The organism is Stenotrophomonas sp. TWI587 (genome assembly GCF_039674145.1).
Classification (GTDB): Bacteria; Pseudomonadota; Gammaproteobacteria; order Xanthomonadales; family Xanthomonadaceae; genus Stenotrophomonas; species Stenotrophomonas maltophilia_AY.
The window spans coordinates 224,285-243,777 of sequence record NZ_JBDJMW010000002.1 but is presented as its reverse complement, the minus strand read 5'-3'; the positions used below and the strand labels follow the sequence as shown (position 1 = coordinate 243,777).

Below are 19,493 nucleotides of genomic sequence, written 5' to 3'. Positions count from 1 at the left end.
TCCAGGTCGACGTGATCGCCGCTGCAAGTTGTCATCCGCGCGGGGGAGTGGCAACCCGTTTGCGACCAAGCCACAGAAGCCGCCGATGAATCACCCGGATCGCCGATGAAATGGTGCCGATGCGAGGGGCTCTCGCCGAGACTGGTGGGATCCGCCCGGCGGTCCGTCGACAATCCACGCTGGCGAGACGGGTGGCGGAGCGGACATTACCAGCGGTCGGCGCCTCCTTCCTCCCCCGAACGTCCACTTTCGGCCAACAGCGGACTCTTCATCAAGGCTCGAAGAGCTTGGCGGCTGTCTGAACTCACGAGCTGGGCCGCTTGGGGTCTCGCCAGCTCTTGCATCATCCAGAGTGAAAATCTCTGAGAGTTCAGAAGCGGCGCCGCCGCCTCCGCTTTTCCATGAAGTAGGGAACGAGCAGGAAAGGCTGCGGCACCGCAACGGAACAGATATAGACGATGAAGGCGGTTCCAGCCCCATCCGCGATCAAATACATCACGGCAGGAAACAGAGGCCAGATCATCAATAGCATTTCGATCCTGATGATGTCGCCCTTACTCATCTTTCGTCCTCTCGTTGAGCCAGCGCTCTATCCGCTCGACGACCAAACCAGCGCTGATGTCTACTCCCTGCTGATCGGATGCCTGAGCCCCTCTGGAAGACGACAAGCCACCTACGGCTCCCGATGCAACCATCTTGGTTGCGTCCGTGGAATCCCCGTTCAGCAGCTCCTTTGCACCACTACCTCGCGAAGAGGTTGCAACGCCCACTTTTCCAGCCTTGCTTACAGCACTTGCAGTGCTCATGAGATTTCCCTGCGCGTCGAAGCTGTCGTGCATTGCATGCACAAGAGCTCAGCCAGGCTTTATGCCTCAGGTACGTGTCCGCTGGATGACAGTCCCAACGTCAATCCCGAGTCGCGGCCTCTGCTTCAACTCGCAAAGGTTCCGCACTTCCAAGAGGAATATCTTGATTGAGGTTGCTGCTGACGAGATCGCCTCAGCTCGCACCCCCTGCAAAGTCCCGCTACCCGATGGCGTGACTTGACTGAGCAGCAATTGGCTCCAATGGCTCAGGGCGGTACGCGCTTGATCTGCTCCACCAAGGCGGCAGCGGCGGCACGAAGTGCCACCTCCTGGCCCCTCATCCAAACTCGCGACAAATGCGTATCGAGTCCGCTTCGGGCCAAGAGCGGACCGGCCCACCCACGTCGCACGGTCCGCAGGGGTGGAGCCAATTGCTAACATTGCCAGACACGTCGCCTTGGAAGGTCGCCGCCCGCATGCCTTTGCTCCTGGCGTTTCGCCGAATCGCAGCGCTGACGCTAGTGGCGTTGCCAGTCTGCCCGTTGTCCACCCTATCAGCGGCAGAGCGCGCTTCTGATACCAGCGCCTTCACCCACCCCATCAATACTGCAGAAGGCGGCCCATTGGTGGATCTGGGCAGCAATGGCTTGCTGCGCTATGCCTTGTATTCCGAACGCGGCAGCGATCAGGCGCGCAACATCGTCCCGGACTTCTCCCGCGCCGGCTACCAAGGCGGCGGCGTCCGTCTGCCCACCCGCTCCAGCATCCCTGTCATCGCAATACTCGAGCCAGGCACCGAGGATGACGACTACCCGCGCATCCAGGCAGCCATCGACACGGTCGCCGCCCGTGCACAGGACAGCCGGGGGCTACGCGGCGCAGTCCTGCTGCGGCGCGGCCGCTATACGTTGAGCAGGACGCTCACCATCCAGGCCAGCGGTGTAGTGCTGCGCGGTGAAGGCCGAGGTGCAGACGGCACGGTGATCCGTTCCGAGGTCGGCGATCGGCAGGGCAAAATCCTTGAAGTGGGAAGCAGCGAATCCGCGGCGCCGCGCCCAGCCCGGGACGCGCGCCGGACCGCCATCAACATGGACTACGTCCCGGTGGGGGCGATGCGGATCAAGCTGACGTCCGCGGCTGGCTATCGCGCAGGCGATACCGTGTCCATCGCGAGGGAGCCCAATGCACGCTGGGTCGGCCCCGAGGGCATCGATACCGCGCGATACCGGTGGACGCCCAGCGACTACGCCATGTACAGCGAGCGCCTCGTCACCGCCGTAGATCGTGACACGATCACTCTCGATGCCCCGGTCATGGATGCCATCGAGACCCGCTTCGGTGGCGGCAGCGTCTATCGCACGGATCCCGACCGTATTTCCCAGGTCGGCGTCGAGGACCTCCGCCTCGAGGGTAACCCCGAGACCGGCACGGTCAATGGCACCGCCGATTCCGGCCCCTATACCGCGCTCCGCCTGGGTTCGATCCAGAATTCATGGGTTCGCGATGTCACCGTGCGCTATGTGTCGCATGGATTCGTGACGCGCAACGGCGCGCAGTTCAATACCCTGCAGGATATTGCCTATCTCGACCCGAGGTATGGCCAAACCCAAGGCGCCCGCCGCTATGTGTTCCTGTACGAGGGCAACTCGGCGTTCAATCTGATCCAGCGCTGCTACAACGAGGGCGGCAGGCATACCTTCGTGATCGGCGCGCGGGTCCCCGGCCCCAACGTGTTCCTGGACTGCGTCGCCGTAGGCGACAGCAATGACAGTGGTCCACATCATCGCTGGTCCACGGGCACGCTGTACGACAACACCAAGGGCTACATGCTGCGGGCGCAGAACCGCCGGTACAGCGGCAGTGGGCATGGATGGGCGGGTGCGCAGCAGATGTTCTGGAACACCGAGCACGATATCTACGTCGTCCAGGCACCGCCCTTCGCGATGAACTGGAGTGTGGGACAGGTTGGCACTATTGGTCCGGGAAAATTCCCGCCTGAGGAGCCAGGCGGGATCGTGCAATCGATAGGCCAGATAGTGACGCCTCGTAGCCTGTATCTGCAGCAGTTGCGTGATCGCCTGGGCGAGCAGGCGGTGGTCAACGTCACCACGGAAGCGCAACGTGCAGGACGCATCTGGGCCAGCTTGTCAGCGCGTGCGGGCGAGTAGCACTCATACCGAAGCAACTTGCCTGACGTGAACATCCGCTCCTGACGCGAACAACGAAGCGGGACCCCGCCTACCCCGATCAGCGCCAGCCACGGTTGTGGTTGCGGCGGTCATGGTCCCAGCGTCGCTGGTCATGGCGGCGGTCGTGGCGGCTGGTCCGCTCGTAACGATGGTCACGGTCATAGCGGCGATCACGATCATAGCGATAGTCGCGGTTGTCGCGGCGATCCTTGGTGGTCACATTGCCGATCGCGCCGCCGGCCACTGCACCGCCTGCGGTCATCATCGGGTCGCCATTGGACAGCACGTGCCCCGCCACGCCACCCACCACTGCACCCACCAAGGTGTTCTTGTCCTTGCGCGACAGCGCGGAGGCGTCGCCTGCGGCGATGACGCCAGCGGTCAGAGCCAGTGCCATGGCCAGGCCACGGAAGCTGAAAGCGGTTGAGGTGAGCATCGTTGGATCCTCCAAACGTATCGGTGTGGAATTGAATCTGGTAGCCGAAGGTTGCCGGAACATTGCGTACCCTCCACTGAACCGACGCCTGTTCAGGTTGGAATCTGGCCGGTCTGCGAACGCCATCGGGACGTTACTTCCGGCATTCGCAGGAGGACCCGGTAAAGCCGCATCGTCACGCTCCGTCCACCGATGAGTCAGTTGCCCATGCTTCGCGCCGCGCTATATGTTGTGTTGCTGGTCGCCCTGCCCTCGCTGGTCCACGCAGAAATCCAGGCTTCTCCGGTGTCGTGCGACGATGCGGCGCCGTCGCCGCAACTGCGCGACTCGCGCTGCATGACCGTGCAGGTCCCCCTGCGTCATGCCGAACCGGACGGCGAGACGATCTCGTTGTTCGTTCGTCGCGTACCGGCCGCGACCGGTGTTGCGAGACGAGGAGAGGTCTGGTTGCTGTCCGGCGGTCCCGGCGAAGCAGGCGCCTCGCTGTATCCGATGCTGTCCACCTACCAGCGCGCGTTCCCGGGCTTCGACCTGGTGATTGCCGATCACCGCGGCACTGGACGCTCATCGCGGATCTGCCCGGTTCAAGAGGCAACCGACAGCCCGGACGGTGTCGCGCTTGCCGGGACCGAATGGGGACCGTGCATCGGGGCGATGTACGCCAACCCCACGCGGACCAAGGCGTTTTCCATCACCGAAGCCGCGCAGGACCTTGGTCTTCTGATCACAAGCCAGCGCGGCAGTGGCGAGTTGCTGGTGTACGGCGTTTCCTACGGCACCCAGCTCGCGTTGCGGGCGTTGCAGGTCGCACCCTTCCCACTGGACGGACTCATTCTGGATGGCTTGGTGCCACCCGAGGCAACCCAGCAGTGGGACCTTAGTCGGCGCACGGCACTGGTGGACGAGGTCGGGCGGCAGGTGCTGCGCGGCCCTGATGTTGCGACGCACTCGCAGCTGCTTGCGTCTGCACCGGATGCGTCATGGCGTAAGCAGGTGCCCGGCGGTGACCTGCGTCGGTTCTATGGCGCGCTGCTGAGCTTCCCGGTGCTGCGCGATCGCATTCCGCAGATGACGCGGGACCTCTCCCGCGGCGATGCCCGCTCGCTGGAGCGCACAGTGACCGACTGGAATGCCGCATTGGCACAGCTTGGACAAGGCGGGGACAACCGCCCTGCCCTGCCCCTGGTGATGCTGATTGCCGCGTCGGAAAACAATGCGCGCCCGGATCTGACCAAGGCCATGGTGGAGGCCGAGGAAAAGGGGAAACTGTTCATCAGTCCGATTCCTGGCTTGCTGGTCGACAGCCCTGTGCCGCCCTATCCGCGCGACGCGTGGTTCGGCAAAACGCCAACCGGCCTGCCAAAAACGCTGGTGGTGCACGGCACGCTGGATCCGAACACGGCTTACGCTGGTGCCCGCGAGCATGCCGCCGAGCTCGCCAGGATCACGGCACTGACATTCCACACGGTAGACGGTGGCGCGCACCTGCTGGCATTGGTTGCGCCATCCTGCTTCGCCAACGCGACACGGGCCTTCGTTGAGGGGCGCAAGGTGTCCCAGCGGTGTACAGAACCGAAGGGGCCCTGATCCTGGTCGAAGGGCTGGGCGCCAGCGCACGGCTGTTCCAGGCGGCATCGCACGCGAAAAGATGACTTCACACCGGCATTTGCTATGGTGCCCACCGTCAGTCCCTTCTTCTTTGGAATTCCATGCCCCGCAAGCCCTCCACCACCCCGTCCGCGTCGAAGATGAAGGCCACCTTGGCAGCTGCGGTAGCGCGATCGGGAATGGATGAAAGCGCACTGCTGCGGGCCGCCACCAAGGAGGCGTTCGAGCGCGCACTCGTGCTGCTCACCGCTTCCTACGCCGATTTCAGCCCGGAACAACAGCGCAGGATCCGGGCAGCGGTGGGCAGCGAGGGATCGGCCAGCGCCGTTGCACGCGCCAAGCCGGCGAAAGTCCCCCGCGAAGCGCTGCCGCCGCGCTTCTGGCTCCCGCACAGCGGTGCCACCTGGTCCGGCCGCGGGCGCATCCCCGGTGCCTTCCTTGCCTGGGAGGGCACCGTCGCCCATACCGAATGGAAGAAGACACACCCGGATCAGCGCTTCCCGTCCTACCCGGGCTGAGCGACTGCTGGACACCGGCTGCGGCTCGCGACGCAGGGCGCTGGATCGAAGCGACTATGATGGTCGCCATTGAACGAAGCAGTGGTTGCAGATGAGTCGCGGAATCAAGATGCGCAAGGCCGTGGGAACGCACGGCACCCTGCACCGGGTGGCGGACCTGCAGAAGCGTCATGACACGCAGCAGACCCTGCCGACGTTGCTCTGCGATGGCTGCAACGTGCCGGTGCGGTTCGTCTCCGCGCACGACAGGAGCGGTGCCGACGGTGCCCTTCCCGCCTCGGTTCCTGCGTACATCGCGTTGAACAAGGGGGCTGAGCACCTGCCTGGGTGCCGCTACAACGCCCGCGCACATCTGCAGACCCTGCTCGCCAGTGGAGCCGATCCCGAGTTTCTGCCTGCCCTGGGTGACGGCGCGTATGAGCTGCGTCTGCTTATCCTCCAGCAGGCCCTAAAGCGCGGTAGCGCCGTGCCGACCCTTCCCCCGGCAGACGCGCCGCTCGACGGCCACCTGCGCACCCTCACCAACCTGCTGATCCTGCAGGCGATGTGCGGGGAGGCCACGCTGCTGAGCGCGCAGCTGACGCTGCGCCTGGGCAAGAAGCGAGTCGACTGGGCAAACTTCTTCTACGGGCAGGATCGCTACGACGAGGCATGGGAGCGGCTTGGCACGGCATCCAGCGAGCTGCCGATGGCGCTGCTCGGAACGGTGCGGTCACATCGAATGCTGCAGCCCGGTGACTCCCAGGGCGTGACCTTCCTCAACTGTGAGCCGAAGTATCAACACACCGGCGTGACCGACCGCAGGGATTTCTACGAAGTCAGTATCGGGCACTCCGATGCGGCATGGCTGAAGTCCTTCCCGGTGGGCGCGGAGATCGTCATGTTCGGGCTATGGCGCCAGGGGAGAAGCAGCACCGCCTCGCGGCCGCACCCGACCGATCCGCGCCGGACCATCACCAGCATCACCCACAAGCTGGCACTGCGGCCGGTTGTTGCCGGACAACTGGTCTTGGTGGAATGAAAGAGAAACACTACTGGTTTGTCGCGCGGTTTCATGGCTGGGGATGGGGCCTGCCGTGCGCCTGGCAGGGATGGGTGGTCTACACCATCGCCTTTGCGCTGCTGGTGGCGTGTCCGTTCGTGTTCTCGCCCTTCAAAGAACCCGTGGCGTTCCAGGTGTGCACCTGGACGGTCGTGGCGGCGCTTGTACTGATCTGCTGGAAGAAAGGAGAACCGCCCAGCTGGCGCTGACGCAGGGGACCTGCAGCAAACGTATCCTTACATTTCAAATGCGAATGGTTCGTGATACGATTGTTAAGAGTTGTTGAAATTCCCCACACGGACGTCCCCAAGCCATCGCCAGCGGACCCCTCTTTCCCAGGAGTACTGCGTCGATGTTGCCCCCCTCTCCCCGTTCCCGTCGTTCCGTTGCCACCCTGACTGTCGCCATCGGTCTTGCCCTGGCCAGCCAGGCGCATGCAGATGCCTCCGCAGATGCCGCCTCGACCAGGCAGATGGACACGGTCGTTGTCACCGCCACCGGCGCCCAGCAGTGGATCAAGGACGCTCCAGCCAGCATCAGCGTGATCACCCGCGAGGAGATCGAACGCAAGCCGGTCAGCAGCATCGGCCAATTGCTGAGCACCGTGCCCGGCGTGACCGGCGGTTATGCGCTGTCTGGCGCGCAGTCCAAGATCCGCCTACGCGGCCTGCCCGAGCAGTACACCCTGATCCTCATCGATGGCCGCCGCCAGGGCAATTCCTCGGGCGTGAACTACCGCGATGATCTGGGTCCGCAGGATCTGAACTGGCTCTCGCCGGACATGATCGAGCGCATCGAGGTGGTCCGCGGGCCGATGTCCTCGTTGTACGGCTCGGATGCCATGGGCGGGGTGATCAACATCATCACCCGCAAGATCGCCGACGAATGGGGCGGCTCGGTCACCTTCAACTACAGCAAGCCCGATTCCCCCACCCGGGGTGATACCACCCAGATGGGCGCGTTGTTCAGTGGCCCACTGACCGAGAACCTGGGCCTGCGCGTCGGCGCCAATGTCACCAACCGCGAATCGGATACCGGCCGCCGGCAGACGCCCGGCAACAAGGCCGAGAACGCCAACGCCCTGCTCAACTGGCGCGTCAACGACGACCACACCGTGGGCTTTGAAGCCTCGCGCGGCGAGCAGCGCAACAGCGGTGCCGGTGCGGTGGGTGCGTGGGGGCTGTCCAAGCTGGTGCAGACCGGCTACGTGGTCATGCACGATGGTCGCTACGGCGATGCCGCCACGTCCAAGACGACGTTGGTGCAGAACGATTACGAAGACAAGGGCAGCGCCGTCGGCAACCACTCCAAGGAGACGGTGTTCGATACCGCGTTCACCCGCAGCTTCCACTGGGGCTTCGAGCAGAGCCTGAACGTGGGCGGCCAATGGAAGCGCGAAGAACTGAAGAACAGTGACACCATCGGCACCGTGCCGGTGACCTGGACCGGCACTGGCCGCATCAGCCCGGTCAGCGAAGCCGACTCCTGGGCGCTGTTCGCCGAAGACCACATCACCCTGCACGAGCGTTTCATCCTGACCGTGGGCCTGCGCTGGGACAACACCGACAACTACGACGACAACCTGAGCCCGCGCGTCTACGGCGTGTGGCACCCGTCCGATGACTGGACCGTGCGCGGTGGTGTCTCGCAGGGCTTCCGTGCGCCCACGCTGAAGCAGGGCACGGCCGGCGCGGCGACGCAGTCCGGTGGCAACGGCTGTACTGCCCTGACTGCCGAAGGCTGGACCAACCGCTCGGTCAGCGCCGATGGCACCACCGGCTGCTACATGGCCGGCAATCCGAACCTGGAACCGGAAACCAGCACCAACTACGAGCTGGGCGTCGGCTTCGACAAGAACGGCTGGTCGGCCTCGGCCACCTACTTCCTCACCGATTTCGATGACAAGATCCAGCAGGTTCCGCTGCGCGAGATTCCCGGCCAGACGACCAGCTTCGTCAACGGGTTCTGGTGGACGGTCGCGCAGAACATCCAGAAGGCCCGCACCCGCGGCGTGGAAGCCAGCGTCACCGTGCCCCTGCATGAGCGACTGAACTGGATCACCAACGCCACGCGCATGCTGGAATCGAAGAACCGCACCACCGGTGCGAGTCTGCTGGTGGTGCCCAAGCTGACCGCCAACACCTCGCTGGACTGGCAGGTCACCGATGCCTGGTCGCTCAACCTGAGCGCGCAGCACATCGGCGAACAGCTGGTGTCCTCCACCAGCGCCACGTTTGCCAAGGCGTACACCACCTGGGATCTGGTCACCGGCTACGACGTCAACGAGCACCTGACCGTGCGCGCGGGCGTGCTCAACCTCGGCGATGTCTCCACCATCGAGGAAGGCAACAACTACGACGGCGGTGCACGCACCTTCTTCGTGGGTGCCACGGCGCGGTTCTGACCGCGCCGGGTCCAGTGCAGACCTGAAGCAACGAAGGGCGGCGCGGACATAAACGCGCCGCCCTTCTGCGTTGTGGAGCAGCGCGTCGTTGCGCGCCACCGTCCATGCCCGCAACCCCATCACGGCCAGGCCGACGAACACCAGATACAGCACCGCGGTCACGTGCAGTGACTTGACCATGTACATGCCGACATAGACGACGTCGACCAGGATCCACAGCCACCACGCGGCCGTATGCCGCCGTGCCTGCCACCACTGGGCGACCAGGCTCAGTGCGGCCAGCATCGCATCGAGCCATGGCAACGCCGCATCGGTGTAGAAATGCATCGCCGCACCGAGCGCGATGCCGAAGGCCACGCCGATGCCCAGGTCACGCCACAACGCGATCCGCGCCAGCGGCACGATCGCAACCCGGCCGTCCTCCTGGGCCTGGCCACGCCAGCGCACCCAGCCGTAGACCAGGAAGCCACCGAAGACAACCTGCAGCAGCGTGTCCGAGTACAGCCGTGCCTCGGCGAACACCAGCGCGTACAGCGCGACCGAGATCAGCCCGACCGGCCAGGCAATGGTGACCCGGCGCGTCATCAGCCACACGCCAAGCATGCTGACGATGGCGGCCGACCATTCCAGGATCGCCGGGTTCATAGCGCGAACGTCACCGACAACCGCGCCTGACGCGGTGCACCCGGGAACAGGTAGTAGTCGCCCGAGCTGCTGCCGGTGTCACGCCAGTAGAAGCGGTTGAACAGGTTGTCCACCGAGAGGTTCCAGGTCACCGGATGCTCACCCACATGGTGTTTGAAGCGCAGGCCCGCATCGAACACGCTGTAGGCCGGTGCGCTCACGCGGCCATCGGCGGTGGCCACGTTGGAAGCGGCGTAACGCCAGCCGCCGGTCAGCCCCAGGCCAGTCACGAACGGCAGCTGATATTCCGCGTGCACGGTCGCACGCGTCTTGGGCACGTTGATCAGCTGGTGACCTTCGTAGTCCGGCGTGCCGGCGTCGCGTGCGCGGGCGCGCAGCACACTGGCGCTGGCGGTCAGCGACAGGCGCTCGGTGAGCTGGCCCTGGGCGGTGAGCTCCAGCCCGGTGTGGGTCTGCTGCCCCTCCTGGACGAAGATGTAGCCCGCATCGCTGCCGTCCGGCTTGGCGTACTGGAACGGCTGGGAGGTGCGGAACAGCGCCGCTCCCAACGTCAGGGCATCGCTGGGCACGTACTTGACGCCCACTTCGGTCTGGCGCGACAGCACCGCAGGCAGGAACGTGCCTTCGTTGGAGGTCCAGAACGGCGCTTCCTGGCCGAGCGAGATGCCCCGCACGTAGCTGACATAGGCGTTGACCTCCTCGGTCGCCTTCCAGACCAGCGCGGTCTGCGGCAGGAAGCGCGACAGGCGGCTGTGGCGCTCCGGGTTGCCGCCCTTGTCATAGGCACGCTCGTCCAGACGGACAAAGCGGCCACCGGCCAGCCACTGCCAGTCACCCAGGCTCATCCGGTCCAATGCGAACACCGCAGTCTGCGCACTGTCCAGACGCCGCGCGGAGGGGCCCGGCATCAGCGGTGAAGGTTCGAACTGCGGCACCTGTGCGTCGTGGATGTTGGCGGTGCCCACGTACTCGTTGACGTTGCGGCGCTTGTCCACGGTGCGCTCGAAACGATCCGCGCCCACACTTACTTCATGACGGACATCGCCGGTGGCGAAACTGCCACGCAGCTCGCCACGGAATTCCAGGTTGCGGCGGGTGTCGTCCGGGCTGCGGTAATCGTAGATGTCGTAGTCGCCGTTGGGCGCGAAGTAGTTGCCTGGCACGCTGCCATCGGCGCAGCCGGCGGCGTAGTAGCAGCCGTAGGCGAAGGCGACGTTGTCGTCGATCACCGAGCGGCTGTAGCTGGCCGATACCCGCGATTGCCACGTCGGGCTGAAGTCGTAGGTATGCAATGCAGTGAGGTTGGTGCTGTCGATGCCGACCGGCCGCTGCCACGCCTGGTAGCCCAGCATGTGCTTGCGGTCCACGCCGCGCGGCAGCTCGGTGGCCCCCAGCAACTGATAGCCCGAGGCCGAGCGCTGCGCGCTGGTCTGGTAGTTGGCATCCACCTCCAGCTTGCCACGCTCGCCGATCAGCCAGTCGGTGGCCAGCGAATAGAAGTTGCGACGGCCGTCGGCATGGTCGATGTAGGAATCGCTGTCTTCCCAGGCGGCATTGAAGCGCACGCCAAAACGCGGCGACAGCCAGTGGCCGAGATCCACCGCGGTGTAGCGCGAGCCTTCCGAATCCGTGCCGAGGGTGACATTGCGGACCTCGGCCGGGCGCTTGCCCACGTAGTTGATGATCCCACCCGGTGCCATCACGCCCGCGGCGAGGCCGGCCTCGCCCTTGAGGATCTCCACCGACTGGATGTTCTCCAGCGCCAGGCGCTGCTCGCCGGTGATGGCCAGGCCGTTGAAGCGGTAGCCGGTAGCGGTATCCAGCGGGAAGCCGCGGATCGCGATGTTCTGGTAGTAACCGACCGGCGCGTAGCTGTCGCCCAGCGAGGCATCGTTGCTGGCCAGCTCGGACAGCGTGCGGACCTGGCGGCTGTCCAGCAGGTCGCGACCCAGGACGTTCACCGAGGCCGGCGTGCTCTTCCAGTCACCCGCACCGAAACTGCTGGTCTGCGTGGTGGTGGCCGCCGGCTGATGTGCCTGCACGCGCACGGCGGCGAGCTCGGTCGGCGAGCGCTCGGGCGCGTCCGCGAGATCGTTGGCATGGAGGGGCAGCGCGGCACAGAGGGCGGCGGACAACAGCGTGGGGCGGAAGCAACGGTTCATTCGATTCGTCATCAGCTGGGGGAGACGAAGCGAAGGCGCGCACGCGCACCGACCCATCACGGCGGTATGCCTGCTGCTCAAAGCTCCCTACGCCGGTGCAAACCGGATCAGGTTCCAAGGGACTCTCTCAGCCTGGTTTCGCCAGGCACCCCCGCTTCTGTGACTATTTCACTACAAATGGTACGGATAAGCGAGCCTGTCGCTCAGGCCGCGGCGTGCAGCGCCTTCAGCAGGCCCTGCCCCGGCGGGGTGCTGAACCAGTCAGCATGGCCCAGCAGGAAGGTGTGGTAGGCCACGTCGGCGTTGGCCGGCGAGTGGGTCACGGCTTCGAAGTACTCCACTTCCGACAGGGCGAAGTCGAGTTGGACGACCGGCAGCAGATCGGCCAGCAGGTGCACGCGCTCGGCAGACAGCGGCTCGATGTCGCGGTAACCGGCCAGCAGTGCCAGCGCGATATCCGCACGTACCGCCGCCTCGCCGCGCTCCAGCGCCAGCCAGGCGATGGCGTTGCGTTCGATGGCGGTGGCCAGGTCGAACAAGGCACTGGTCGGTGAGGCCAGGCCAACATCCAGCACGGTATCGACGACGGACGTATCGCCGTGCTGACGCCAGAGCAGGTTGGACACATGCCAGTCGTTGTGCGCCCAGAGGCGGGGCTCGGCCTGCAGGCGCTCGGCCAGCCCGGCGTGCCAGGGCAGCAGCGCCCGCTGCAGATCGGCCTGCCAGTCCTGTCGCGCAAGGTAGGCCGCCAGGCCCGGACGATCACCGAGCCCGGCCTGCAGGGCGGCAATGGGATCGGCGGCGCGGATCAGATCATCGCGCGCGACCAGCAGGTGGGTGCTGCGTTGGGGTGCGTGATAGCTGGCCGACGCGCGGTGCAATCGCGCCAGCATCCGGCCCGCCTCGCGCGCCTGCGCGGAATCGGTCAGCAACGTCCAGGACGGCGCGTCGCGGTAGATGTCCTGGCCGCAGCCCACGGTATGCAGCTCGTAGGTCCAGCAATCGTGTTCGACGGCCGTTGTACCGTCGCGGTCATGCAGCACCTCGACCACCGGCACACCCTGGGCAGCCAGGTGCTGGAGCAGACGATGCTCTTCGGTCAGGCCGGCCGCGCTGCGGACGCTGCCATGATGACGCTTGACGAACACCCTGCCCCCCTCGCTCTCGACAATGGCGGCGGCAGACATCGGCCGGGGGCTGTGCCACAGCACGTGGCACTGGCCATCCAGCTGCGGGAACCGCCCGCGCAGCCAGGTGATCTCGCGGTCGGTGATGGCCGGCCAATCGGCGGCGACCTCATCGTTGTTGAGGCCTTGGACGCGGTGGGGGCTGTTGCTCATGGGATAACGGGTCGATGACGGCGAGAGGCACGCTGTCACCAGACAGTGGGCGCGGCGAGGATACCAAGCCGGGCCCACAGAGGGGGAGCACTCCACTGCCTCAGGGTGTGCCGTCGCCTTGTTTCGCTGCGGCCGGCCTGGCCGGCAGCAGCCGCGGCTGCTTGGCATACCAGTCGCGGGCGCCGGCAAGGTGCCACTTGCGCTGCTCGCCCTGCAGCTCGATCCCGGCCCCGAGCACACCCCAGCGCAGATAGAGATCGCCACGCCGCTTGGCGTGACTCAGATCCAGCCGGGCCTGCAGGGACAGCCGCTCGTTCTCGGCCTGCAGGTCCTCCACGATCAGCTCGCCACTGCGCCAGCGCAGCTGCCCACTGGCCTGCACCTCGCCGGAATCCAGCATCCCCAGCACCCAGCGCGGGTACTCGCTGCGCTGGGCGAATACCCCGAGCAACGGCCCGGCATCGCGCAGGCGCAGGTCCGCCAGCCCGTCCACCTGGAACGGCGCGGCGGCATCAATGTGGCCGCTGCGGATCGCGACCTTGCCCCACCAGCGGCCGTCACTCTTTTCATCGCCTACATGGATGTTGCGCAGGTCCACGGTGGTGCCACCGAGATCGAACTGGCGGCTGTCGAAATCCGCACGCTGCAGTCGCGCCTGCAGTTGCGCATCGCCGCGCATGGCGATGCCGGCGACGCTCAGCCGGGCACCGGTGCCGCGCAGATCGGCACTGCCCTTGCCCACCCGGCCGGACGCATCCAGCGACACATCACCGCTGAGCAGGCCGGTACCGCCGAGCAGGCGCACGTTGTCGTTGCCCAGATACCGGTTGTAGGCGGTGAGGTCCGGCACCCGTGCATCGGTGAAGCGCAGCTGTGCCCGCATCCCGTCACTCAACTGCTTCAAACGCGCATCGCCGCGCAGCGTGAGCGCGAGCTGTCTGCCATCGAACAACAGCGCCTTCGGCGCATTGGTCGGCGCGGCCTGGAATCGGGGGATCTGCACCTTCAGCTCTGCCTGCGGCGGCTCGCCCTCCACGATCCGGCCTTGTGCATGGGCATCGCCCCGCATGCGCACGCCTGCCACCTCGGCCACGGCCGCCACCTGCGGAATATCCACCGTGCTGCCCGGTGCAAGCTCACCGTCTGCAATGATGACGTCCGCCTTGAGCAGGCCACCCCCATCAAGATGGAACCAAGGCTTTTTCACGAACAGATCGCTGATCCAGTTCAGCGACTGGAACTGCCATGCACCCTGCACCGTGCCGGACAGACGCGGCAGCAGCTCGGCAGGCGCCTGGAACGGAATCCTGCGGCCGGTCACCCGGACATCGGCGTTGAGCTCACTGCCCGTCTCCGCGTCGCGCGGCAACCGCGCCTGGACCCGCATGTCCTGCGCCACATCCAATTGCAGCGACAGCAGGCCGCGGTCATCGGCGTTGACGCCCGCGTGCAGGGGAAGCCGCCAGACCAACCGGCTGCCCGGTCGCAGCGCGCCCTCTTCCAGGGTTACATCCGCCGTCAGGCGTGCATTGGAGACCGCGCTACCCACCTTGACGTGTGGGCCGCCGGTATCGATGCGCAGGCCCTGGCTGCGGGCATCGATCTGCAGCTGTGCCCAGGTGATGCCGAGTTTCTGCAGCCCCGGTGCGTCGTCACGATAGTGCCGCGGGAAATGGAAACGCGCGGCGATATGGGCATCGTCCAACACGTTGACCCCGTCGACACTGACCTGGGCGTCATCAAACCCCGCCGTGGAATCGAACAGCTCCGACGGGCCGCCCTTGAGCTGCTTAAGGAAACCGACGTTGCCGTGCCCCTGGCCCACGATCAGCAGCTTGCCAAAGCGCCCGCTGCGGATGGTGTCGCTGTGGATCGCATCGAAGCGCAGCGTCCAGCCGCGGTCGCCACGCGGTGGTGGCGGGATGGCCTTCTCCACACGCTCGACCTCGGCCTCCACCCCCGTGGCATCGATGCGCGGAATGCGCACCTCCTTGCGCAGCAGCGCCGGCAGATCGATCCAGGCGCTCGCCCGGTCAGCGCGGAACACATACTGCGTTCGATTGGCCTGCCCGCGCATGCGGATGTTCCAGACCACCGCCTGCCCGGGCATCAGGGTCAGTGCCGGCCCGGTCTGCATCGTGAATTTTTCAGGCTTGCGGTTGGTGACCGCATCGAACAGCGGCGTATTGAGGAATACGTTGCCCGCCAGCAGGTACAGCGCGTACAGCACCAGCAACGACAGCAACGCGACGCGCCACGGTCGGGGCCAGCGCTGCACGCGCTCGGGAATCAGGGGCATGTGGATCCGCGACAGGAAGCAGGATGACGGCCCACTATCGGCAACGCCCGGCCGTCACCGCGTGAAGGCCTGCTACGGCAGCTTCGCGATCACCTTGATCTCCACGTCGAAACCATACAGCCAGGTCACGCCGATACCGGTGAGCGTGGGATACGGCGCCTCACCCCAGTACTCCGGCACGATGGCCCAGACGCGTTCGAAGATCTGCTCGGGATTGACCAGGAATACGGTCACGTCGACGACATCATTGAACGTGCAGCCCGCCGCGGTGAGCACCGCGTTGAGATTGTCGAAGGCGCGGCGGACCTGCGCCTCCAGGTCGGGCTCGGGCGAACCATCCTCGCGGCTGCCCACTTGGCCGGACACGAACAGGAACCCATTGGACCGCACCGCCGGCGAATAGCGATTGCGCTCGTACAGGGCCTGGCGGCCCGGCGGAAAAACGACGTCACGTGCAGCCATGACCCAGCTCTGCCTTGGGCCGACACCGGCCCATCAAGAATGAAAGGCCACAGTAGATCGGTTTGCGCGCCCGATAAACGCAGCCGTCTGCCCAACATTGTTTGTAGAATCCAAACAATCAGCCTCCGTGGAATGCAGATGGACCGGTTAGACGCAATGCAGGCCTTCGCCCGGGTGGTGGAAACCGGCAGCTTCACCAAGGCCGCCGAAACACTGCACATCAGCCGCACCACGGTCACGCAGCTGGTACAGCACCTGGAGGCCCGGCTGCGGGTGCGCCTGTTGAACCGCACCACCCGGCAGGTGAATGTCACCGCCGATGGCGCGGCCTACTATGCGCGGGTGATCCGGCTGCTGGCCGACATCGACGACGCTGAAACCAGCCTGTCCACTGCGGCTGCTGCGCCTCGCGGGCGCCTGCGGGTGGACGTGCCCGCCCCATTCGCACGGCTGGTGCTGGTGCCGGCCCTGCCCGACTTCCTTGCCCGCTATCCGGAGATCCAGCTCGATTTGGGCGTCAGCGATCGCCCCGTGGACCTGATCGACGAGAACGTGGACTGCGTGATCCGGGGTGGACAAATCACCGATCAATCGCTGGTCGCCCGCCATATCGGCGATCTGCCGGCCGGCATCTACGCTTCGCCCGCCTACCTGCAGCAGGCGGGTATCCCTGCGCATCCGCAGGACCTGGAGCAGGCCCAGCACCGCGTGGTCGGCTACCTGCGCTCGCGCAGTGGCACGGTTCTGCCCTACACCCTCCAGCGCGGCGACGAACCGGTGACCGTGGAGGGGCACCACCTGCTCGCGGTCGATGATGGCAATGCGTATCTCGCCGCGGGCGTGGCGGGCCTAGGTGCGCTGTGGCTCCCCGACTACATGGCCGCCCCGCACGTGGCCGCCGGCGAGCTGGTCCGGCTGTTCCCGGGGTGGCGCATCGGTGCAATGCCGCTGCACCTTGCGTTCCCCCCGAACCGGCATGTCAGCGTCAAGCTGTGGGTCTTCATCGACTGGGTCGCGGCGCTGGTGGAGCAGCGCATGCCGCGTATGCCTCCGTAAGCGCGGACGGCGGACGGCACTCGCCGCGCCCCCCTGCTATCGGCCATGCGTTGGCGTCTGTGGCTCCAGCGCAACCGCACGATCATCGGGTGTTTTCTTCAGCGGCGCGATGACCAGTGTGTCGCCCCTGCACACATCCACATCGCGGTAGACCACCCGTCGCCCGTTGCGGAACGCGACACGAAGATCGAACCGGCAGCCCTCGTCGGCCAGGCGGATCATGGTGCTGCCGCCGCCACCCGCAAGAATATCGATCGACCGCGGCGCAAACGCTTCCGTGCCGGCTGGCGCGACATCGACGGTCACCACGCTGTCGTACGCCCGGTTGAGCAGACCCAAGTAACGCGCCTGTCCGCCTTGGGCGCTAGCGGCGAGCAGCAACGAAACGAGCAGAAGGGGGCGGATCAGGATCATGGCGGTGCTCCAGTCAGGTGATGGACACCCGCATCACGCGCCCGCCGGCCGGATCGGCCAACCGATCCGGGACGAATCGTCGCCACGACCAGGCCAATCGTAATGGGCCGTCATGGCGCTTCCCGCCCTCCCGCCGCCTGCCTAAGATGAGCGTCGCCAGAGATGCCTGGCCCGGAATCGACCATGTACATTCGCCTCGGCAGCACCCGGATCCGCCTGTCCCGCTACCTCGCCCTGTGGACGGCAGTGGCCGTGGTGTTCGCCCTGCAGACCTCGATCAACGCCGGTCTACCGAACAGCCAACAACCCCTCTGGGATCTGCTTCGGTGGTCGCTGATCCAGTGGTACACCTGGGCTGCGCTGGCACCCACGGTCTTCCGCCTCGCCGAGCGCTTTCCGGTACGCGGCAGCGGGCGCCTGCACGGGCTCGGCGCACAGGCGGTGGCCAGCGTCGGCATGACGTTCATCGCCATGGTCGTGGGCGCGATGGTCTCCACCCTGTTCGAGCCGAGCGGTTTCTTCGAGCAGCTGGGCTACTTCCTTGAGCAGCACTTCGCCATCGGGCTGCTGACCTACTGGACTCTGTTCGCGATCCAGCAGGCCATCCATTTCCACGCCGAGAAGGCGCGCCGTGAACTGGAGGCGAGCCAGCTGGCCACCGAGCTGGCGCAGTCGCGTCTGCTCTCGCTGAAATCCCAGCTGCAGCCGCACTTTCTGTTCAACACCCTGCACGCGATCATTACCCTGCTCGACGAGGACAAGGTCTCGGCCGAAGACATGCTGCTGCGCCTGAGCGAACTGCTGCGCGCGTTCCTGGAAGACTACGACGGCCAGGAAATCAGCCTGCGCCAGGAACTGGACCTGATCGAGCTGTACTTGGGCATCCAGCGCACCCGCTTCAAGGATCGGCTCACCACCCGCACGTACATCGCTCCGGACACGCTGAACTGCGCGGTGCCCAGCCTGATCCTGCAGCCGCTGGTGGAGAACGCGCTACGCCATGGCATCGGCCAGCGCGTAGGCAGCGACACGATCGAGATCGAGGCCCGCCGCGATGGCGACACGCTGTGCATCGAAGTGCGCAACCGCAACAGCACCCTTTCGGCCGAACCGACCGCATCGGCCGGGCACGGCATCGGCATGTCCAATACACGCCTGCGCCTGAAGGAACTGTACGGCGATGCCGCCGATGTCCGGCTGGACATGCTCTGGCCAGAGGGCGTGGCCTGCCGCGTCCGCGTGCCGTTCCGTGAATTGGACAGTGCCGACGAGGCACCCGAGTTCGCCCCGGGTACAACGCCGGGGATCGCGCCGGCATGAGCCTGACCGTGCTGGTGGTCGATGATGAGCCGATCGCCCGCCATGCGATCGTGCGTTTGCTGCGCGATGATCCCGAGATCGATATCGTCGGCGAATGCGGCGATGGCATCTCGGCGGTCGGCGCGATCCGCAGCCACTCACCGGACCTGGTGTTCCTGGACATCCAGATGCCGGCGATCAATGGCATGGACGTGGTGGCCACCGTCGGCGCGGCGCGAATGCCGGCCACCGTGTTTGTCACCGCGTACGAGCAGTATGCAGTGAAGGCCTTCGAGGCCAATGCTGTGGATTATCTGGTCAAGCCTTTCAGCCGGGAACGCTTTGCCGCCACGCTGCAACGGGCGAAGGCGCGGCTGTCGGCGGCGAGCGGCGTGGGCGCACAGGCCTCGGCGCAGATCCTGCAGGCGCTGGATGCACTGCGCCAGCGGGACGACTACCTGCAGCGTATCCCGGTACGGGTCGATGAGCATGTGGTGCTGGTGGCGGTGGAGGACATCATCTGGATCAAGGCGGCACGCAACACGGTCGAGATCCACCTGGTCGACCGCATGCATGAGCTGCGCGAGACCATGACCACCCTCGCCGCGCGGCTGGATCCGCGGTACTTCGCGCGCGTGCATCGTTCGGCGATCGTCAACGTGCGCCGGGTCAAGGCGATCCATCCGTGGTTCAACGGCCACCACGTGGTGACCATGGACACCGGCCAGCAGCTGCGCATGAGCCGGTATCAGAACGAGGCGTTTCTCAAGCTGGTCTCCACGCGCAACGAATGAGGCAGCCGAGTCTAGTCCG

16 protein-coding genes, 1 pseudogene and 1 riboswitch are annotated in these 19,493 nt (G+C 65.8%); of the genes and pseudogenes, 9 read left to right on the top strand and 8 right to left on the bottom strand.

Annotated features, from left to right (window positions below; translation table 11 throughout):
• Positions 1 to 370: 370 nt before the first annotated feature.
• Positions 371 to 562: a hypothetical protein gene (locus ABE464_RS04225; RefSeq protein WP_346470879.1), complete on the bottom strand. Its 192-nt coding sequence runs from the start codon at positions 560 to 562 to the stop codon at positions 371 to 373.
• 720 nt (positions 563 to 1,282) lie between these two features.
• On the opposite strand from ABE464_RS04225, the gene ABE464_RS04220 reads away from it, so the two are divergent.
• Entirely contained in the window at positions 1,283 to 2,974 is a 1,692-nt protein-coding gene (locus ABE464_RS04220; protein WP_346470878.1) for a hypothetical protein, read from the top strand.
• Between the two features lie 79 nt (positions 2,975 to 3,053).
• On the opposite strand, the gene ABE464_RS04215 is transcribed toward ABE464_RS04220, so the two are convergent.
• Positions 3,054 to 3,431: a hypothetical protein gene (locus ABE464_RS04215; RefSeq protein WP_152151297.1), complete on the bottom strand. Its 378-nt coding sequence runs from the start codon at positions 3,429 to 3,431 to the stop codon at positions 3,054 to 3,056.
• A 192-nt stretch (positions 3,432 to 3,623) separates the two neighbouring features.
• On the opposite strand from ABE464_RS04215, the gene ABE464_RS04210 reads away from it, so the two are divergent.
• The 5 genes from ABE464_RS04210 (at position 3,624) to ABE464_RS04190 (ending at position 9,003) form a co-directional block, all read left to right on the top strand.
• Positions 3,624 to 5,018 carry an alpha/beta fold hydrolase gene (locus ABE464_RS04210; protein WP_346470877.1) on the top strand — a complete coding sequence of 465 codons (1,395 nt, stop codon included), beginning with the start codon at positions 3,624 to 3,626 and terminating at the stop codon, positions 5,016 to 5,018.
• Positions 5,019 to 5,140: 122 nt separating this feature from the next.
• A complete protein-coding gene (locus ABE464_RS04205; RefSeq protein WP_346470876.1) occupies positions 5,141 to 5,557 on the top strand; it encodes an H-NS family nucleoid-associated regulatory protein in 417 nt (138 codons plus the stop codon).
• A 109-nt stretch (positions 5,558 to 5,666) separates the two neighbouring features.
• Entirely contained in the window at positions 5,667 to 6,578 is a 912-nt protein-coding gene (locus tag ABE464_RS04200; protein ID WP_346470875.1) for a hypothetical protein, read from the top strand.
• Entirely contained in the window at positions 6,575 to 6,808 is a 234-nt protein-coding gene (locus ABE464_RS04195) for a hypothetical protein (protein ID WP_346470874.1), read from the top strand. The genes ABE464_RS04200 and ABE464_RS04195 overlap by 4 nt, the downstream gene beginning before the upstream one ends.
• Positions 6,809 to 6,951: 143 nt before the next feature.
• Positions 6,952 to 9,003 carry a TonB-dependent receptor gene (locus tag ABE464_RS04190; protein WP_346470873.1) on the top strand — a complete coding sequence of 684 codons (2,052 nt, stop codon included), beginning with the start codon at positions 6,952 to 6,954 and terminating at the stop codon, positions 9,001 to 9,003.
• 93 nt (positions 9,004 to 9,096) lie between these two features.
• On the opposite strand, the pseudogene pnuC reads toward ABE464_RS04190, so the two are convergent.
• From pnuC to ABE464_RS04165, 5 genes and pseudogenes are all read right to left on the bottom strand, one after another.
• A pseudogene (gene pnuC / locus ABE464_RS04185) lies at positions 9,097 to 9,648 on the bottom strand (nicotinamide riboside transporter PnuC); the annotation flags it as partial.
• A complete protein-coding gene (locus ABE464_RS04180) occupies positions 9,645 to 11,810 on the bottom strand; it encodes a TonB-dependent siderophore receptor (protein ID WP_346470872.1) in 2,166 nt (721 codons plus the stop codon). The gene ABE464_RS04180 and the pseudogene pnuC, both read right to left, overlap by 4 nt.
• A gap of 67 nt (positions 11,811 to 11,877) precedes the next feature.
• Positions 11,878 to 11,973: riboswitch (TPP riboswitch) on the bottom strand.
• A 40-nt stretch (positions 11,974 to 12,013) separates the two neighbouring features.
• Positions 12,014 to 13,150, bottom strand: a complete 1,137-nt coding sequence (locus tag ABE464_RS04175) for a phosphotransferase (protein ID WP_346470871.1) — start codon at positions 13,148 to 13,150, stop codon at positions 12,014 to 12,016.
• A gap of 100 nt (positions 13,151 to 13,250) precedes the next feature.
• A complete protein-coding gene (locus ABE464_RS04170) occupies positions 13,251 to 15,449 on the bottom strand; it encodes a hypothetical protein (RefSeq protein ID WP_346470870.1) in 2,199 nt (732 codons plus the stop codon).
• 72 nt (positions 15,450 to 15,521) lie between these two features.
• Entirely contained in the window at positions 15,522 to 15,911 is a 390-nt protein-coding gene (locus ABE464_RS04165; protein WP_346470869.1) for a RidA family protein, read from the bottom strand.
• A 138-nt stretch (positions 15,912 to 16,049) separates the two neighbouring features.
• On the opposite strand from ABE464_RS04165, the gene ABE464_RS04160 reads away from it, so the two are divergent.
• A complete protein-coding gene (locus tag ABE464_RS04160; protein ID WP_346470868.1) occupies positions 16,050 to 16,967 on the top strand; it encodes a LysR family transcriptional regulator in 918 nt (305 codons plus the stop codon).
• A 36-nt stretch (positions 16,968 to 17,003) separates the two neighbouring features.
• Here ABE464_RS04160 and ABE464_RS04155 read toward each other — a convergent pair whose 3' ends face one another.
• Positions 17,004 to 17,381 (bottom strand): hypothetical protein, encoded by a 378-nt coding sequence (locus ABE464_RS04155; protein WP_346470867.1) that lies wholly within the window; start codon positions 17,379 to 17,381, stop codon positions 17,004 to 17,006.
• 183 nt (positions 17,382 to 17,564) lie between these two features.
• Here ABE464_RS04155 and ABE464_RS04150 point away from each other — a divergent pair, with 183 nt between their 5' ends.
• A complete protein-coding gene (locus tag ABE464_RS04150) occupies positions 17,565 to 18,701 on the top strand; it encodes a histidine kinase (RefSeq protein ID WP_346470866.1) in 1,137 nt (378 codons plus the stop codon).
• Positions 18,698 to 19,474 (top strand): response regulator, encoded by a 777-nt coding sequence (locus ABE464_RS04145; RefSeq protein ID WP_346470865.1) that lies wholly within the window; start codon positions 18,698 to 18,700, stop codon positions 19,472 to 19,474. The genes ABE464_RS04150 and ABE464_RS04145 overlap by 4 nt, the downstream gene beginning before the upstream one ends.
• Positions 19,475 to 19,493: the final 19 nt, after the last annotated feature.

Excerpts from the sequence above, each read along its gene's own strand:
- ABE464_RS04210 (WP_346470877.1), top strand. The coding sequence starts at position 3,624 with ATGAGTCAGTTGCCCATGCTTCGCGCCGCGCTATATGTTGTGTTGCTG.
- ABE464_RS04150 (WP_346470866.1), top strand. The coding sequence starts at position 17,565 with ATGTACATTCGCCTCGGCAGCACCCGGATCCGCCTGTCCCGCTACCTC.
- ABE464_RS04165 (WP_346470869.1), bottom strand. The coding sequence starts at position 15,911 with ATGGCTGCACGTGACGTCGTTTTTCCGCCGGGCCGCCAGGCCCTGTAC.
- ABE464_RS04195 (WP_346470874.1), top strand. The coding sequence starts at position 6,575 with ATGAAAGAGAAACACTACTGGTTTGTCGCGCGGTTTCATGGCTGGGGA.
- ABE464_RS04215 (WP_152151297.1), bottom strand. The coding sequence starts at position 3,431 with ATGCTCACCTCAACCGCTTTCAGCTTCCGTGGCCTGGCCATGGCACTG.
- ABE464_RS04205 (WP_346470876.1), top strand. The coding sequence starts at position 5,141 with ATGCCCCGCAAGCCCTCCACCACCCCGTCCGCGTCGAAGATGAAGGCC.
- ABE464_RS04155 (WP_346470867.1), bottom strand. The coding sequence starts at position 17,381 with ATGATCCTGATCCGCCCCCTTCTGCTCGTTTCGTTGCTGCTCGCCGCT.
- ABE464_RS04160 (WP_346470868.1), top strand. The coding sequence starts at position 16,050 with ATGGACCGGTTAGACGCAATGCAGGCCTTCGCCCGGGTGGTGGAAACC.
- ABE464_RS04145 (WP_346470865.1), top strand. The coding sequence starts at position 18,698 with ATGAGCCTGACCGTGCTGGTGGTCGATGATGAGCCGATCGCCCGCCAT.
- ABE464_RS04225 (WP_346470879.1), bottom strand. The coding sequence starts at position 562 with ATGAGTAAGGGCGACATCATCAGGATCGAAATGCTATTGATGATCTGG.
- ABE464_RS04175 (WP_346470871.1), bottom strand. The coding sequence starts at position 13,150 with ATGAGCAACAGCCCCCACCGCGTCCAAGGCCTCAACAACGATGAGGTC.
- ABE464_RS04200 (WP_346470875.1), top strand. The coding sequence starts at position 5,667 with ATGCGCAAGGCCGTGGGAACGCACGGCACCCTGCACCGGGTGGCGGAC.
- ABE464_RS04170 (WP_346470870.1), bottom strand. The coding sequence starts at position 15,449 with ATGCCCCTGATTCCCGAGCGCGTGCAGCGCTGGCCCCGACCGTGGCGC.
- ABE464_RS04190 (WP_346470873.1), top strand. The coding sequence starts at position 6,952 with ATGTTGCCCCCCTCTCCCCGTTCCCGTCGTTCCGTTGCCACCCTGACT.
- ABE464_RS04220 (WP_346470878.1), top strand. The coding sequence starts at position 1,283 with ATGCCTTTGCTCCTGGCGTTTCGCCGAATCGCAGCGCTGACGCTAGTG.
- ABE464_RS04180 (WP_346470872.1), bottom strand. The coding sequence starts at position 11,810 with ATGAACCGTTGCTTCCGCCCCACGCTGTTGTCCGCCGCCCTCTGTGCC.